At 72.2% G+C, this 14,780-nt stretch carries 16 protein-coding genes; 6 read left to right on the forward strand and 10 right to left on the reverse strand.

The features are described 5' to 3' along the window. Nucleotides 1-266 precede the first annotated feature (266 nt). The gene (locus FHU34_RS27270; protein ID WP_244311854.1) at nucleotides 267-1,427 is read right to left on the reverse strand and encodes a hypothetical protein; all 1,161 of its coding nucleotides are present in this window, start codon (nucleotides 1,425-1,427) and stop codon (nucleotides 267-269) included. A gap of 369 nt (nucleotides 1,428-1,796) precedes the next feature. On the opposite strand from FHU34_RS27270, the gene FHU34_RS27275 reads away from it, so the two are divergent. The 5 genes from FHU34_RS27275 (at nucleotide 1,797) to FHU34_RS27295 (ending at nucleotide 7,451) form a co-directional block, all read left to right on the forward strand. After that, complete coding sequence (locus FHU34_RS27275; RefSeq protein WP_145785070.1) at nucleotides 1,797-2,156, forward strand: YraN family protein; 360 nt, start codon at nucleotides 1,797-1,799, stop codon at nucleotides 2,154-2,156. A gap of 30 nt (nucleotides 2,157-2,186) precedes the next feature. Beyond that, entirely contained in the window at nucleotides 2,187-3,707 is a 1,521-nt protein-coding gene (locus FHU34_RS27280) for a YifB family Mg chelatase-like AAA ATPase (protein WP_145785071.1), read from the forward strand. Next, nucleotides 3,617-4,909 (forward strand): DNA-processing protein DprA, encoded by a 1,293-nt coding sequence (locus FHU34_RS27285; RefSeq protein WP_425280588.1) that lies wholly within the window; start codon nucleotides 3,617-3,619, stop codon nucleotides 4,907-4,909. Before FHU34_RS27280 ends, FHU34_RS27285 begins: the two co-directional genes overlap by 91 nt. 272 nt (nucleotides 4,910-5,181) lie before the next feature. After that, a complete protein-coding gene (locus FHU34_RS27290; RefSeq protein WP_145785073.1) occupies nucleotides 5,182-6,225 on the forward strand; it encodes a tyrosine recombinase XerC in 1,044 nt (347 codons plus the stop codon). A gap of 44 nt (nucleotides 6,226-6,269) precedes the next feature. Further along, nucleotides 6,270-7,451, forward strand: a complete 1,182-nt coding sequence (locus FHU34_RS27295; protein WP_145785074.1) for an aminotransferase class V-fold PLP-dependent enzyme — start codon at nucleotides 6,270-6,272, stop codon at nucleotides 7,449-7,451. Here FHU34_RS27295 and FHU34_RS27300 read toward each other — a convergent pair. Together FHU34_RS27300 and FHU34_RS27305 are read right to left on the reverse strand one after the other, a co-directional pair. Beyond that, nucleotides 7,372-8,079 (reverse strand): murein hydrolase activator EnvC family protein, encoded by a 708-nt coding sequence (locus FHU34_RS27300; protein WP_145785075.1) that lies wholly within the window; start codon nucleotides 8,077-8,079, stop codon nucleotides 7,372-7,374. The two genes, FHU34_RS27295 and FHU34_RS27300, sit on opposite strands and share 80 nt — an antisense overlap. A gap of 130 nt (nucleotides 8,080-8,209) precedes the next feature. Next, nucleotides 8,210-8,656 carry a DUF4240 domain-containing protein gene (locus FHU34_RS27305; RefSeq protein ID WP_167524913.1) on the reverse strand — a complete coding sequence of 149 codons (447 nt, stop codon included), beginning with the start codon at nucleotides 8,654-8,656 and terminating at the stop codon, nucleotides 8,210-8,212. A 237-nt stretch (nucleotides 8,657-8,893) separates the two neighbouring features. On the opposite strand from FHU34_RS27305, the gene FHU34_RS27310 reads away from it, so the two are divergent. Next, nucleotides 8,894-10,036: a sulfite oxidase gene (locus FHU34_RS27310; protein WP_145785077.1), complete on the forward strand. Its 1,143-nt coding sequence runs from the start codon at nucleotides 8,894-8,896 to the stop codon at nucleotides 10,034-10,036. Nucleotides 10,037-10,090: 54 nt separating this feature from the next. On the opposite strand, the gene FHU34_RS27315 is transcribed toward FHU34_RS27310, so the two are convergent. The 7 genes from FHU34_RS27315 to trmD all read right to left on the reverse strand — a co-directional run bounded on the left by FHU34_RS27315 (nucleotide 10,091) and on the right by trmD (nucleotide 14,777). Then, on the reverse strand, nucleotides 10,091-10,414 hold the full coding sequence (locus FHU34_RS27315) for a DUF2469 domain-containing protein (RefSeq protein WP_007075222.1): 324 nt from the start codon (nucleotides 10,412-10,414) through the stop codon (nucleotides 10,091-10,093). Beyond that, nucleotides 10,411-11,223, reverse strand: a complete 813-nt coding sequence (locus tag FHU34_RS27320; protein ID WP_145785078.1) for a ribonuclease HII — start codon at nucleotides 11,221-11,223, stop codon at nucleotides 10,411-10,413. The genes FHU34_RS27315 and FHU34_RS27320 overlap by 4 nt, the downstream gene beginning before the upstream one ends. Beyond that, nucleotides 11,217-11,750: an NUDIX hydrolase gene (locus FHU34_RS27325; RefSeq protein ID WP_145785829.1), complete on the reverse strand. Its 534-nt coding sequence runs from the start codon at nucleotides 11,748-11,750 to the stop codon at nucleotides 11,217-11,219. Before FHU34_RS27325 ends, FHU34_RS27320 begins: the two co-directional genes overlap by 7 nt. A 53-nt stretch (nucleotides 11,751-11,803) precedes the next feature. Further along, nucleotides 11,804-12,439: a signal peptidase I gene (gene lepB, locus FHU34_RS27330; protein WP_145785079.1), complete on the reverse strand. Its 636-nt coding sequence runs from the start codon at nucleotides 12,437-12,439 to the stop codon at nucleotides 11,804-11,806. Between the two features lie 10 nt (nucleotides 12,440-12,449). Continuing rightward, nucleotides 12,450-13,322: a signal peptidase I gene (gene lepB / locus FHU34_RS27335; RefSeq protein WP_145785080.1), complete on the reverse strand. Its 873-nt coding sequence runs from the start codon at nucleotides 13,320-13,322 to the stop codon at nucleotides 12,450-12,452. 181 nt (nucleotides 13,323-13,503) lie between these two features. Then, on the reverse strand, nucleotides 13,504-13,860 hold the full coding sequence (gene rplS, locus FHU34_RS27340; RefSeq protein ID WP_088991045.1) for a 50S ribosomal protein L19: 357 nt from the start codon (nucleotides 13,858-13,860) through the stop codon (nucleotides 13,504-13,506). 143 nt (nucleotides 13,861-14,003) lie between these two features. Then, nucleotides 14,004-14,777, reverse strand: coding sequence for a tRNA (guanosine(37)-N1)-methyltransferase TrmD (trmD, locus tag FHU34_RS27345; RefSeq protein WP_145785081.1), 774 nt, complete (start codon nucleotides 14,775-14,777; stop codon nucleotides 14,004-14,006). Between the last annotated feature and the right edge of the window lie 3 nt (nucleotides 14,778-14,780).

A 14,780-nucleotide genomic window follows, 5' to 3' on the forward strand; every position in this document is an offset into this window, starting at 1 on the left:
CGATTCGTGAAGAGGGCGCGCGAGGTCGACCGCACGAGGCGGTCGCCAGTTGGCCAGTGTACGCCCCTCACCCGTTCAGCCGCCCCGGGGTGCGCCGCACCGCCACCGCGCACCCCGCCGATCCGCCCCCATGATCGACTCCACGTCGGCGAGGTGGTGCCATCCCCCGGCCCTGACACCCCCACATGGCCGACCTGGTGTCGATCACGCCCGCGGCGAGCGCGGGGGATCAGTCCGACCGATCAGCCGGCCGGGCGGGCGGAGGATCAGCCGGCGGCGAGCGCGGCGGCGATGAAGAGCACCAGGCCGACGGTCAGATAGGCCGTCGGTGGGCGCAGCCAGCCCCGACCCGTGTCGGAAAGCGCCAGACCTCCGGTTCGGAGCCCGTAGAGCCCGATCGCGAAGATCGGCAGCGCGGCGACCAGGGCGATGCCCACCACGACGTTCCCGGCGTCCACCGGATCGCCGGTCACGCCCGCGAGCAGCACCCGCAGCGCGGGCACCTCGAAGATCAACACCAACAGGGCGAAGAGTACGGCCAACACCGGCCGACGGGTCCGGTAGACGCCGTCGGCGGCCGGCGGATACACCGACGGTTCGCCGGTGGGCAGGTCGGGGCGGGGGCCGATCCCCGGCATCGGACCGGTCGGCATTTCCAGCGGATGCGGAGTCTCGCCACCGCCACGTGTGGGCTCGATGATCGGATACCCGCCGAGGGGGGCGGGGCGAGCCTGGTCGGCGACAGCGCCGGGCGGGGTCTCGCCTACCGGTGTCAACGAACGGCCGGCCTCCTCGCGAGCGACGGTCAGCGGTGCGTCAGTCCCGGTCGACTCCCGGGCGGCCCGGCGACCAGGCAACTCGCCAGAGGTCTCCGAAGGATCCCGGACGGTGAGCGGTGCTCCCGCCCCGGTCGACTCTGGGACGCCCCAACGACCGGGCAGCTCCCCGGAGATCTCCGAAGGATCCCGGTCGGCGCGCCGTGACCGGGTCGCCCGGTACCCGTCGATTTCCGGCCGAGCATCCCCCAACGGGTCGACCGCGCCGAACCGTCCCGACTCGGGCTCGCCCGCGCCGAACCGACCAGACTGGGCATCGACAGCGCCGAAGCGACCCGAGTTCGACTCCGGCGCACCGCCGAACCGGCCCGTGTCCACCGCGCTCAGCCGACCCGAATCCGACTCCGCCGCACCGCCGAACCGGCCTGCGTCCACGGCGCCGAAGCGCCCGGAGTCCGGCTCGCGGCGTCGGCCGACGCCGGTGTCCTCGACGGAGTGGCTCTCGTTGGGGCCACGCTGCTCGGGGACGTCGGTGTCCCGGTACCGCGGTTCGCCCGCGCCGCGCCACTCCGACTCGCCGTGACCGCGACCCCGCTCATCGGGGTACCAGCGCGGCTCCTGATCTTCCGGAAAACTCCGTCGTCCGTCCACGTCAGGCACCGTATGCGACCGGCCACGCCCGCGCCATTTCGGCCCGCTCCGCGCTGCCGACAGCGCGGCAATCAGCGCTGCAGTCAGCGCGAGCGGGCGGAAGCCGGTGGAGACGCGCCGGCCCCCCTCACGCCCCACCATCAGCGTTGATCAGGTGATGAAAAGTAGGTCCACAGCTGCCCTGAGACCTATTTTTCATCACTTGATCATGGTGCGGCCGGCGGCATCGAGTTCGGGAGAGGCGCCAGGCCGTGGCTTCCTAGCACGGCACGGGCTTGATCGTCCGGTTGTCCACAGGTCACTGGTTGTCCACAGATTTGCTGCTGCCGAGGTCGCGGCGGTCGCACTTCGGCGGGCACCGTGCCGTCCATGACGAAGCGGAACCAGGCGGTCGGCGCGTACGGGGAGCGGTGCGCCGTCCGACACCTCACCGAGGCAGGGCTGCGGCCGATCGCCCGCAACTGGCGCTGCCCGGCCGGAGAGATCGACATCATCGCCTGGGACGGGCCGGTGCTCGCCTTCTGCGAGGTGAAGACCCGCCGGGGCGACGCCTTCGGCACCCCCGCCGAGGCTGTCGTGCCGGCCAAGGCCCGCCGGTTGCGAGGGCTGGCCGCGCGCTGGCTGACCGAGACCGGCACGACCGCCGAGGAGGTGCGTTTCGACGTGCTGTCGGTGCGGCTGCCCGAGGCCGGCCCGGCACGGGTGGACCACCTCAAGGGCGCGTTCTGAGATGCGTACTCCGAAGGTTCGGGCGGCGTCATGAGCTACGCGAAGGTGCTCTGCGTGGGTCTGGTCGGGGTGACCGGCCACCTGGTCGAGGTGGAGGCCGACCTGGCCGCCGGGCTCCCGGCCGTGGTGATCTCCGGCCTGCCGGACACCGCCCTGCACGAGGCCCGCGACCGCGTCCGCGCCGCCGTGGTCAACTCCGGTCAGCGTTGGCCCAACCGGCGCATCACCCTCAACCTGCTGCCCGCCGCTCTGCCGAAGTTCGGCTCGGCCTTCGACCTGGCCATCGCCGCAGCTCTGTTGGGTGGCTCGGGTGAGTTGCCGCTGCTCCCCCTGGAGGGGGTGGTGGTCCTCGGCGAGTTGGGGCTCGACGGCACGGTCCGACCGGTGCGCGGCGTGCTCCCGATGGTCGCCGCCGCGGCCCAGGCCGGCGTCGAGCGGGTGATCGTCCCGATCGGCAACGCCGCCGAGGCCGCGGTCATCCCTGGGGTACGGGTGCGAGCGGTGGACCATCTGCACCGGCTGGTCGCCTTCGTCCGCGACGGCACCCCGCTGATCGAGCCACCGGCGGCCACGCCGACACCCGTCGTCGGTGGGCCAGATCTCGCCGAGGTCGCCGGGCAGCAGGTGGGCCGGCGCGCGTTGGAGGTGGCGGCCGCCGGCGGGCACCACATCGCGCTGCTCGGCCCTCCGGGCGCCGGCAAGACGATGCTCGCCGAACGATTGCCGTCGCTCCTGCCCGAGTTGGACGACGAGGCGGCGCTGGAGGTGACGGCACTGCACTCGGTGGCAGGGCTGCTGCCGCCGGGCGGCCGGTTGCTGCGACGCCCGCCGTTCCAGGCGCCGCACCACACCGCGACGGTGCCCTCGCTGGTCGGTGGTGGCTCGGGGCTGGCCCGGCCCGGCGCGGTGTCGCTGGCTCACCGTGGGGTCCTGTTCCTGGACGAGGCTCCCGAGTTCAGCAAGGGCGCGTTGGAGGCGCTGCGCCAACCCCTGGAGCACGGCCGCATCCAGCTGAGCCGCACCGGGGGCGGCACCGTGTACCCGGCCCGGACCCAGTTGGTGTTGGCGGCCAACCCTTGTCCCTGCGCGAAACCGGCCGGCGACTCACATTGCGAGTGCAGCGCGCTGGTCCGTCGCCGCTACCTGGGCCGACTCTCCGGGCCGCTGCTCGACCGGATCGACGTGCAGGTACGGCTGATGCCCGTGCGGGCGGCCGAGTTGATGGCACCCGACGGCGATGTCGAGCCGTCGGCGACGGTCGCCGCGCGGGTGGCGGCGGCACGGCAGGCGGCAGCGACCCGCTGGGCCGGCCTCGGCCGAAGGCTCAACGCCGAGGTGGACGGCCCGCACCTGCGTCGACCGCCCTGGCGGCTGCCCGCCCGGGTCACCGCCGAGCTGCGCGGCCGGCTCGACTCCGGTTCGTTGTCGGCACGCGGCTTCGACCGGGTGATCCGGATGGCCTGGACCATCACCGACCTGGACGGCCGAGACCGGCCGGACCGGGACGACGTGCGGGAAGCGATCCAACTCCGGACGGGAGAAGCGATGTGAGCGCCGACGAAGAGCGCAGGTTGGCCCGGGTCGCGCTGACCTGGCTGGCCGAGCCGGGCACCCGTGTGGTCTACCGCCTGGTGGAACGGCTCGGCCCGGTGGCGACCCTGGATCTGCTGCTGGACGGGGGCAGTCCGGACGGCTGGCTGCACAGCACGGTGGCGGCCCGGTTGGCGGGCGGCGACGCCCGGGCGGTGGCGGCCGAGGCGCTGGAGCGCGCGGACCGGCTCGGTGCCCGACTGGTCACGCCGGACGACGAGGAGTGGCCGGCGCAGGTTGCCGATCTGGCCACGCTGCGCCTGCCGGACGTCACCCGCCGGGTGGACGGTGAGACCGCGCCACCGCTCTGTTTCTGGGTACGCGGAGGTTGGCCGCTGGGCGAAGCCCTGGATCGTTCGGTGGCGGTGGTCGGAGCGCGAGCGGCCACCGGTTACGGGCAGCACGTCGCCACTGAGCTGGGATACGGGCTGGCCGAACGGGACTGGACAGTCGTGTCGGGTGGCGCGTTCGGCATCGATGCTGCCGCTCACCGGGGTGCCCTGAACGCGGGCGGTTTGACCGTCGCCGTGCTCGCCTGTGGACTGGACCGGCCGTATCCGATGGGCAACGCCGCGCTCTTCGACCGGATCGCTGACACGGGGCTACTGGTCAGCGAGTGGCCGCCCGGCGCCGAGCCGCTGCGGCCCCGGTTCCTGATCCGCAACCGGGTGATCGCCGCAGGCACCGTGGGCACGGTCCTGGTGGAGGCGTCGGCGCGCAGTGGCGCGACCCAGACCGCGCGACGAGCCGTCTACACCAATCGGGTGGCGATGGTGGTGCCCGGGCCGGTGACCTCGGCGATGTCCGTCGGCGCGCACGAGTTCCTCCGCGACAACCCCAAGACCCGCCTGGTCACCGGCGTCGCCCACGTACTCGAGGAGGTGGGCCGGATCGGCGCGGACCTGGCGCCGCCGGCGCGGGGTCCGCAGCGGCCCGCCGACACACTCGACGACGACGCGCGTTCACTGCTGGAGGCGCTGCCCCGGCGGGGCGCTCGCGGTGTGGACGCCCTCGCGACCCGGGCCGGCCTCGACGTCCGCACCGCGATGCGCAAGCTGTCCCTGTTGGAGGAGCTGTCCATGGTGGTACGTCGCGACGGCGGCTACGCGCTCGCGGCACCTGTCACGCCCAAACGCGGCAGCGCGACCGTCACGGCACGGTGAGTGACGAGGCATCCCGACACTCGGTGTTACCGGTACGGTGCGCGGTCATGGGTGCAATCAAGCCATGGCACGTCACCATCCTGTGCTGTCTCGTCACGACCGCTGTGTTCGCTGTTGGCCTGGTCGTATTCCTGGCCAAGAGGAACAATCGCCGTTAGCCGAGCATCACGTCACCGGTGGGGCGCACCCAGCGGCCGTAGGCTGACGGGTGTGCCAGCAGCCAGTGAGGGTGTCGGGGTCGACAGGCCGGCCGGCGGATCCGCGCGTCCGCGATGAGCCGCAGTGACCGGAGCACCCGGGCCATGCACCAGGCACTGCCGCCAGCCCTGCGCGAAGCGGTCGACGACTTCGCCGAGCACCTGTCCCGGGTGCGGAACCGGTCGACGCACACCGTCCGCGCGTACGTCACCGATCTGGTCTCGCTGTTCGACCATGCCGTACGGATGGGCTGCGTCGACCTGGCCGAGCTGGACCTGTCGGTGCTGCGTAGTTGGCTGGCGCGGCTACGCACCACCGGCGCGGCGCGCACGTCGTTGGCGCGGCGGGCCGCGTCGGCGCGGGCGTTCTGCGCCTGGGCGCACCGGGCCGGGTTGCTCTCTGCCGACGTCGGTGCGGCGCTGGCCAGCCCTCGTGCGCATCGGGAGTTGCCCAGTGTGCTCCGCGCCGACCAGGCTGCCGCTCTGGTCGACGGCCCGACCCGGCGGGTAACGCCCACCGACAACCCGCCAGCCGCGGACCTACCGAACACGCACGGAGCACCCACGAACCCCGCAACCACAGGCAGGGCGGCCGGGGCGACATCGGGCGAAGCCGCGGTGCCACTGCGCGACCGGGTGCTGCTGGAGCTGCTCTACGCCACCGGCGTACGGGTCAGTGAGGCCTGCGGGTTGGACGTCGGGGACGTCGACCACGGCCGACGGGTGATCCGGGTGTTGGGCAAGGGCGGACGGGAGCGCTCGGTGCCGTACGGGGTGCCCGCTCAGCGGGCGTTGGACGACTGGTTGCACCGGGGCCGACCGGCGATGGTGGGCACCCACTCCGGGGACGCGCTGCTGCTGGGTGCCCGGGGTGGTCGGCTCAACCCGACGACAGCGCGTCAGATCGTCGGTGCGTACGCCGAGGCCGCCGGCCTGCCCCGGACGAGCCCGCACGGCCTCCGACACTCGGCTGCCACCCACCTGCTGGAGGGTGGTGCGGACCTACGCGCCGTGCAGGAGTTGCTGGGCCACTCGTCGCTGGCCAGCACGCAGATCTACACGCACGTCTCGGTGGAGCGGCTGCGGGCCGCCTACCGTCAGGCCCACCCCCGCGCCTGATCAAGGGCCGGAGGGCGAGCATCCCCGGCGGTTACGATCATCGGGTGAGCGTCCCGCAGCCCCCTGAGTCGATCCCGGGTGCCCGCCTGCTCTTCTCCCTGGACCCGGCGGTCAGTCACCTCAACCACGGCTCGTTCGGCGCGGTCCCGGTCGGCGTGCAGCGAGCCCAGCAGCGGCTGCGCGACGAGATGGAGGCCAACCCGCTGCGCTTCTTCACCCAGGGGCTGGTCGACCGGATCGCGCACACCCGTCGGCACCTCGCCGGTTTCCTGGGTGCCGACCCGGACGGCAGTGCCCTGGTGGGCAACACCACGACCGGCGTCGCCGTCGTGCTCCAGTCGATGGGCCTGCAACCCGGCGACGAGATCCTCAGCACCGACCACGGGTACGGGGCGGTGAGCCTGGCCATCCAGCGCGAGTGCCGCCGTACCGGGGCGGTCAGCCGGGTCCTGCCGATTCCGCTGTCGGCCACCGACGAGCAGCTCGTGCAGATCGTCCGCGACGGTCTGCGCCCCGGCCGGACCCGACTGCTCGTCGTCGACCAGCTCACCTCGGCCACCGCCAAGCTCTTCCCGACCGCCGCGATCGTCGGGGTGGCCCGGGAACACGGCGTGCCGGTGCTGGTGGACGCCGCACACGCCCCGGGGATGCTGCCCACCACGGTGGCCAGCATCGGTGCCGACTTCTGGGTGGGCAACCTGCACAAGTGGGCGTACGCCCCACGCGGGACCGCCCTGCTGGCGGTGGCACCGCAGTGGCGGGACCGGATCGAGCCGCTGGTGGTCTCCTGGGAGCAGGAGTCGGGCTTCCCGGCCCGGCTCGAGTGGCAGGCGACCCTCGACTACACGCCCTGGTTGGCCGCCCCGGCAGGGCTGTTCACGATGCGCAGTCTCGGTGTGGACCGGGTGCGGGCGCACAACGCGGCGCTCGCCGCGTACGGCCAGCGGGTGGTGGGGGACGCTCTGGGGGTGCCCCCCGCCGACCTGCCCGACCCCGGCGGACCGGGGGTGTCTCTGCGCCTCATCCCGCTGCCGGCCGGCACGGGCACCACGATCGACGCCGCACGGGCGTTGCAGGCGCGGATCGGCGAGCGGCTCGCCGCCGAGGTGGCGGTGATGAGCTGGAACGGCCGTGGGTGGCTGCGGCTCACCGGTCAGGTCTACAACACCGCCGACGAGTACGAGCGGCTGGCCACACGGTTGCCGGCCCTGCTCGCCCAGCGCTGACCGAACGCATCGACAGGAGGCCGGCACCGGCGGAGGGCCCGCTGACCGGGAGCAGGCGCACCGGGCCGAGGCCGAGCAGGGCGAGCGGGTCCAGGTACTCCTCGCCCCGGCGCAGGCCCCAGTGCAGGCACGCGTCCGCCGGGCAACCCGGATGGCCGGGCAGCAGTTCGCCCAGTGGCGCGCCTGCGGCGACCGCCTGACCGGGGCGTACCCCGGGTTGCACGGGCTCGTGGGTGGTTCGCAGCGCACCGGCGTGCCCCACTGTGACCACCGGTCGGCCGGCCACCAGACCGGCGAAGAGGATGGTGCCCGGCCCGGCACTGCGGACCACAGCTCCAGCCGGGGCGGCCAGGTCGACGCCCCGGTGGCCGGACAGCCACGGCTGGGGTGGCGGGTCGAAGCGGCGCACCAGTCGCGGTGGCCCGTCGAGCGGCCAGCGGAAGCGCTCGGCGGGAACGGACGCAGGAGCGGACGCCTGGAACGCGATCGACACGGTCGGCGTCGGTGGCTGGCCGGGCACCGCCGCGACAAGCACCGCCAGACCGCAGAGCTGCACGGTCAGCGCAAGTGGAACGGCGGCGCAGAGCAGCACGGTGCGGCGGATCGAACGGACCGATGGCTGTCGCATGACGGCAGCCTCCGGCCACGGTCGGGTGGTACGCCAGCCCGGCCGGCGAACCTGTGGACAACCGGCGGCGCTGTGGACGACCACCCGACGCCCTCGATGATCTGCTATGCGCGACGCCTAACGGTCCAGGTCACCACCACTGTTCATTGGATCCGGTCTCGTAGTCGTACTCCTCGACGTGCTCCCACTCCCTGCCGGTCGCCTTCTGGTAGGCGTTGGAGGGAACGTCGAGGATCGAATCCGCGTGGGCGGCCTCGACGGTGGTGAAACGCGCGAACGCCGCCGGATCGGCCAGCACGGCATCGAACGCCGTCGGACCCGCCACCACCACCGCGCAGCGCGCGTACAGGAAGCCGTCGTCGGACAGGTGGTCCGCGCCCGGCGGGACAGCCTGAGCGAGCGCCCGACGGTCCAGGTGGTAGAGCTTGAACGCGAGCGTCTCGGCGAAGCCGACGATCCGTTCCACCGGCTCTTCCGACAGTACGGCGGTCAACCGCTCGTACGGCCGGTCGTCCTGGAGCTCGGGCCGACCGCCGAGCATCGCGACGAGCCGCCAGAAGTCCTCATCAGTGAGCATCACAATCCACGATGATCGCGCGGCCGAACGGATACGAGACCGGCGGCCCCACACCGCGCCGTACCTCCGGTGCCGTTCTCGGGCCGCGAGGGAAGGCTTAAGTGCCTGTTTCATAAGAACTGGCCGGCCTGCGGCGGGCCCGGACGACGACCGGCCTCGGCTCGACCGCCCTTATGAAACAGGCCCTAAGCTGGGCCGCGTACGGCGGGTGCCGCCGTCTGGACCGGGGAGGCCCGCATGACCACTCTCGACGACCGGACCACGTCCCCCGCCGGCCCGACGGTGGCGGACGTGAGCGACCCGTCCCGGCTCGCGGAGCCGCACGAGGCGATCAGCGCCGAGGAGTTGCAGCTCGCCGCCCGTAACCACGGAATCCCGTTGGAGGCGTTGCGCTACGACGTCACCCCTGCCGGGCTGCACTACCTGCTGATCCATTACGACATCCCGGAGGTCGACCCGGCGACGCACGCGCTGACCATCGGTGGCGCGGTGGACCGGCCGCTGACGGTCAGCCTCGCCGACCTGCGCCTGCGGCCACGGGTCACCCGGCAGGTGACACTGGAGTGCGCCGGCAACGGCCGGGCCCTGTTGCATCCCCGGCCGGTCAGCCAGCCGTGGCTGGTCGAGGCGGTCGGCAACGCCGAGTGGACCGGCACTCCCCTCGCTCCACTGCTGCGGGAGGCGGGGCTCGGGCCGGACGCGGTGGACATCGTCTTCACCGGCGCCGATCACGGCGTCGAGCGCGGGGTCGAGCAGGACTACCAGCGGGCGCTGCCGGTCGCCGACGCGCTGCGCGAGGAGGTGCTGCTGGCGTACGAGATGAACGGCGCTCCCCTGCTGCCGCAGCACGGCGCGCCGCTACGGCTGATCGTGCCGGGCTGGTACGGCATGGCGCACGTGAAGTGGCTGCGCTCGATCGAGGTGCGGACCGAACCGTTCGAGGGGTACCAGAACGCGGTGGCCTACCGGGTACGCCAGGACGCCGACGACCCGGGCGTGCCGGTCACCCGGATCGAGCCGCGTGCGCTGGTCCGCCCGCCCGGCTTCCCGGACTTCATGTCCCGCCGCCGTGTGCTGCGCCCCGGCCCGTGCACCGTCGACGGTCGGGCCTGGTCCGGGCACGCCCCGGTGGTGGGCGTGGAGGTGACGACCGACGGTGGGGAGAGCTGGGCGTCGGCCGAGCTGGATCCGGCGGATTCTGGGGACTTCGCCTGGCGGCGCTGGCGGTACGAGTGGACCGCCGCCCCGGGCCGCTACGTGCTGGGTGCCCGGGCGACCGACGCGTCCGGGCGGACCCAGCCGGTCGAGCAGCCGTGGAACCGTGGCGGTTTCGCCAACAACCTGGTGCAGCGGGTCGAGGTCGTGGTGCCGGCCGAGTGATCGGCGGCAGGTGCTACGCCACGGGTGGGGGGCCCGTGGCGTGGCCGGGTGCGGTCAGCCGCCGAAGCCGGAGTCGGCGGGCAGCGAGATGTCGGGCTTCTCCAGCTCCTCGACGTTGACGTCCTTGAAGGTCATCACCCGGACGTTCTTCACGAAGCGGGCGGGACGGTACATGTCCCACACCCAGGCGTCGTGCATCTCGACCTCGAAGTAGACCTCGCCGTCGGAGTTGCGCACGTGCAGGTCGACCTGGTTGGCCAGGTAGAACCGGCGTTCCGTCTCCACCACGTACGAGAATTGGCGGACGATGTCGCGGTACTCCCGGTAGAGCTGCAGCTCCATCTCGGTCTCGTACTTCTCGAGATCTTCCGCGCTCATCGCACTCCGCCTTCCATGGCCACATCTTCCCCCACCGGCGCCGGAGGCCGAGGCTGCTCGCCCAACGCCACGCCGACGGTACCCCCTGACGCCCAGGAGCGCTCCATCGGCTCTTCCGAGGCGTGGCCGCCGGGCCGTCGGGCGCGCGGCGGCCGACCGTCGCGGCCGGAGACCGCGGCGACATTGACATACGAGAACCGGTGCTCCCGGCACGGCCCGTGCTCCCGCAGCGCCGCCGAGTGCTCCGGGGTGATGTAGCCCTTGTGCTCGGCGAAGCCGTACGCCGGGAACACCCCGTCCAGCTCCACCATGATCCGATCCCGGGTGACCTTGGCGAGCACGCTGGCCGCCGCCACGCACGCGGCCACGCGGTCGCCCTTCCACACCGCCAGGCCGGGCACGCCCAGGCCGTCCACGCCGAAGCCGTCGGTCAGCACGTACTCCGGGCGGGTGGTGAGCGAGGCGAGCGCCCGGCGCATCGCCGCCAGGTTGCACACGTGCAGCCCCCGGGCGTCGACCTCGTCGGCAGGGATGACCACCACGGCGTACGCGAGGGCACGGTCCACGACCTCCGCGTACACCCGTTCCCGGCTGGCCGAGGTGAGCAGCTTCGAGTCGGCCAGCCCTTCGATCTCGCCGCGCCGCCCCTCGGGCAACACCGCAGCGGCCGCGACCAGCGGACCGGCACACGCTCCCCGGCCCGCCTCGTCGGCGCCGGCGACGTGCCGGAACCCGCGCCGCTGCAGTGCTCGTTCCAGGGCGTAGAGGCCGGCCTCGCGGCGCACGACGGTACGCGGCGGGGTCAGCACGGAGCCTCGTCCCGACCTGCGGCCGTCGACTGGCTCAGGCTGGTCAGCAGGGCGGGCAACTCGGGCGGGTAGAACCGCTCACCGCTGGCCACCAACTCGTCCGGGAGCCACCAACGGTGGTCGGCGATGCTGCGCTGCTCGATGTCGTTGAAGCCGGTGGTGTCGACCTGCCAGGACTGCACCCGAAGGAGGAAGAAGTCCTGCTCCTGGCGGTACCAGTTGCCGTCGAAGGTGAACTCGGTCGTGTCGGAGAAGACCGCCTCACCCAGCGCGGTCGGGTCGAGCCGCAGCCCGGTCTCCTCGGCCAACTCCCGTGCCGCGCCGGCTGCCGGGGTCTCCGCCGGATCGAGCCCACCACCGGGGGTGAACCAGTATCGATGCCCTGGTCGGGCCGGGTCGAAGCCCTCGAACAGCAGGACCCGACCGGCCGCGTCGACGAGCAGCACGCGGGCCGCGCGTCGAGGGGTGTAGACACGGCTGCTGCTGTTCGCGACTGCGGGGCTCGCAAGCTCACTCCTCGCGCTCACGTTCACCGCACCAGCCTGCCAGACCGACGGCGGATCGCCCACGCCCCGGTGGTCTACGGCTTGGGAATGCCGTCGAACGAGTCGGGCACGGTGAGCCAGGTGGCCCGGTTGACCGGCCAGAAGACGGTGAACGCCCGCCCGACCACGTCGTCCTCGGGGATCGTGGCCTCGGTGATGTTCTGCCCGGACTGCTGCCAGTGCTCCAGCGAGTCACCGGAGGCCGAGCGGTGGTCACCCATCACCCACAGCCGACCCTCCGGCACGGTGATGTCGAACTCCTGGTCGGCGGGCTTGTCGCGCACCCCGTCCAGGGAGAAGATGTACGGCTCGTCCAGCGACTTGCCGTTGATCATCAGCCGTTCCTGCGGGTCGCAGCAGACCACGTGGTCACCGGGGACACCGATCACCCGCTTGATGAAGTCCTCACCGTCGGGGTTGCCGCTCCACGTGGTGGGGGCTTTGAACACGATCACCTCACCGCGGTGCGGCGACCGGAAGTCGTAGACCAGCTTGTTGACCAACACCCGGTCATCGATCTTGAGTGTGTTCTCCATGGACGGAGAGGGGATGAAGAAGGTCTGCAGCACGAAGGCGCGGACCAGAACCGCGACCAGGATCGCCACACCCAGCAGGATCGGCAGCTCCTTCCAGAAGGAGCTGCGCGGCTTGTCGGTCTGCTCGTCAATCACGCCAAGGAGCCTACGTTGCCGGACTGGACGTCACCGTCCGGAACGCGCGGGAACCACGCAGCGCGGCTACCAACGCCGGGACCATCAGCACCACGTCACCCTGCGGGGTCGGTCGCACCGGTGGTGCTCCGGGGGAGGCCGTGGCCGGCCCGGACACGTCGTCGAACGTCGACGGCACCGACAACGAATTCCACCGTGACGAGGGCCAGACCACCATGAAGGCCCGACCGACGACGTTGTCGATCGGCACCGGGCCCTGGCAACGGGCGTCCTGGGAGACCTCGCGGTGGTCACCCATCACGAAGAGCTGACCCGGCGGTACGACCACCTCGTCGAAGCGCCGGGAGCGGCACTCCGACGGGTTGGGCGGAAGGTCCAGCGGGGAGTCCCGCAGCACGTACGGCTCGTTGAGGGGCGTGCCGTTGACCGTCACCCGCCCCTGGCTGTCGCAGCAGGCGACCCGGTCGCCGGGAACGCCGATCACCCGTTTGATGAAGTCCTTCTCACCGGGGCGGCTCACCCCGACCAGGTCGCCGACGGTGCGGGCGAGCCGACCGGCGACGCCCGGCTTCGGCTGCTCGTCGACCTGCGGCGCCCAGCGGTCGGTGCCCCGGAAGACGACCACCTCACCGCGTACCGGGTCGCGGACGTCGTAGACGACCTTGTTGACCAGCACCCGGTCCCCGACGAGGAGGGTGTCCTCCATCGAGCCGGACGGGATGAAGAACGCCTGGAGCAGGAAGGTGCGGATCAGCACGGCGAGGCAGAACGCGACCACCAGCAGCAGCGGAAGCTCCTGCCAGAGGGGCATCTGTCGGCGGGTACGGCGAGCCCGCCGGCGCCACGGATCGACGGTGCCGTCCTCGTCAAGCGTCTGCACCACGCCACTCCCCGGTCCACAGAAGCACTACCGCCCGGGAGCCTCGACGAGGCTCCACGGGCGGTAGTGAACGGCTGTCCGCCGCGTGGGCGGACCCGCCGCTTCGCTGCGCCCGTACGACCAGGGTAGTGCGGTCTGGTCGGTACGGCATACGCGCAGCTCAGGCGGCGTGGCGAGCGGGAAGTCAGCTGGGCTGCTTCTCCCGCTTCTCCTTGATCTTGGCCTTCTTGCCGCGCAGCTCGCGCAGGTAGTAGAGCTTGGCGCGGCGCACGGCGCCACGGGTCACGACCTCGATCCGGTCGATGCCCGGGCCGTTGAGCGGGTAGGTCCGCTCGACACCGACACCGAAGCTGACCTTGCGGACCGAGAAGGTCTCGCGCAGACCGTCACCCTGGCGGCGGATCACGACGCCCTGGAAGATCTGGACACGGGACCGGTTGCCCTCGACGACGCGGGCGTGCACCTTGACGGTGTCACCGGCCCGGAAGTCGGGAAGGTCGGTCCGCTTCGACTGGGCGTCAAGGGCGTCCAGGATGTTCATCGCTGCGTCCTCGTAAGGCTCACGGCGCACCGTCACTCGGTGCGCGGGTGGGTGATTCTGATCCCCGGGTGGTGGTCGGCGGGCCGACCCCGGTCGGGGATCCTCGCAGCCGCCCGCGGGCGCGGACGGATACGGCAACCTCCCTACTTTGCCACATCCCCCGGCGGCTTCTGAAATCCGGCCTGGTCCAGGGCCGCGATGTCCCGTTTGTCGAGCCGATCGGCGGGTAGTGCGGCCAGCAGGTCGGGACGTCGGGCGGCGGTCCGCAGCAAGCCCTCCTCGCGTCGCCAACGGGCGATCTTGCCGTGGTCTCCGGAGCGGAGCACCTCCGGCACGTCGTGCCCGCGCCAGCTCGGGGGCTTGGTGTAGATCGGCGCCTCCAGCAACCCGTGCGCGTGCGACTCCTCGTCGAGCGAACCCGCGTTGCCCAACACCCCCGGCAGCAACCGGGTGACCGCCTCCACCATTACCAGCACCGCGACCTCGCCGCCGAAGAGCACGTAGTCACCGAGCGAGACCTCGGTCACCGGCATCCGGGTGGCGGCGTGCTCCAGGACGCGTTGGTCGATGCCCTCGTACCGGCCGCAGGCGAAGAGCAGGTGCGACTCGGCGGCCAACTCGTACGCCATGGCCTGGGTGAACGGGACACCGGCCGGCGACGGCACCAGCAACCGGGGCGGCGGAGCCTCGGCCGGCGCGAGCGCGTCCAACGCCGCACCCCACGGCTCCGGGCGCATCACCATCCCCGGCCCGCCGCCGTAGGGGGTGTCGTCGACGGTGCGGTGCACGTCGTGGGTCCAGGTCCGCAGGTCGTGCACGGCGAGTTGGAGTACGCCGTTGGCCCGCGCCCGCCCGATCAACGACAGGTCCAGCGGGGCGAAGTACTCCGGGAAGATCGACACGACGTCGACGCGCATGCG

This window comes from Micromonospora taraxaci (assembly GCF_007830095.1).
In the GTDB taxonomy this organism is placed as follows: domain Bacteria; phylum Actinomycetota; class Actinomycetes; order Mycobacteriales; family Micromonosporaceae; genus Micromonospora; species Micromonospora taraxaci.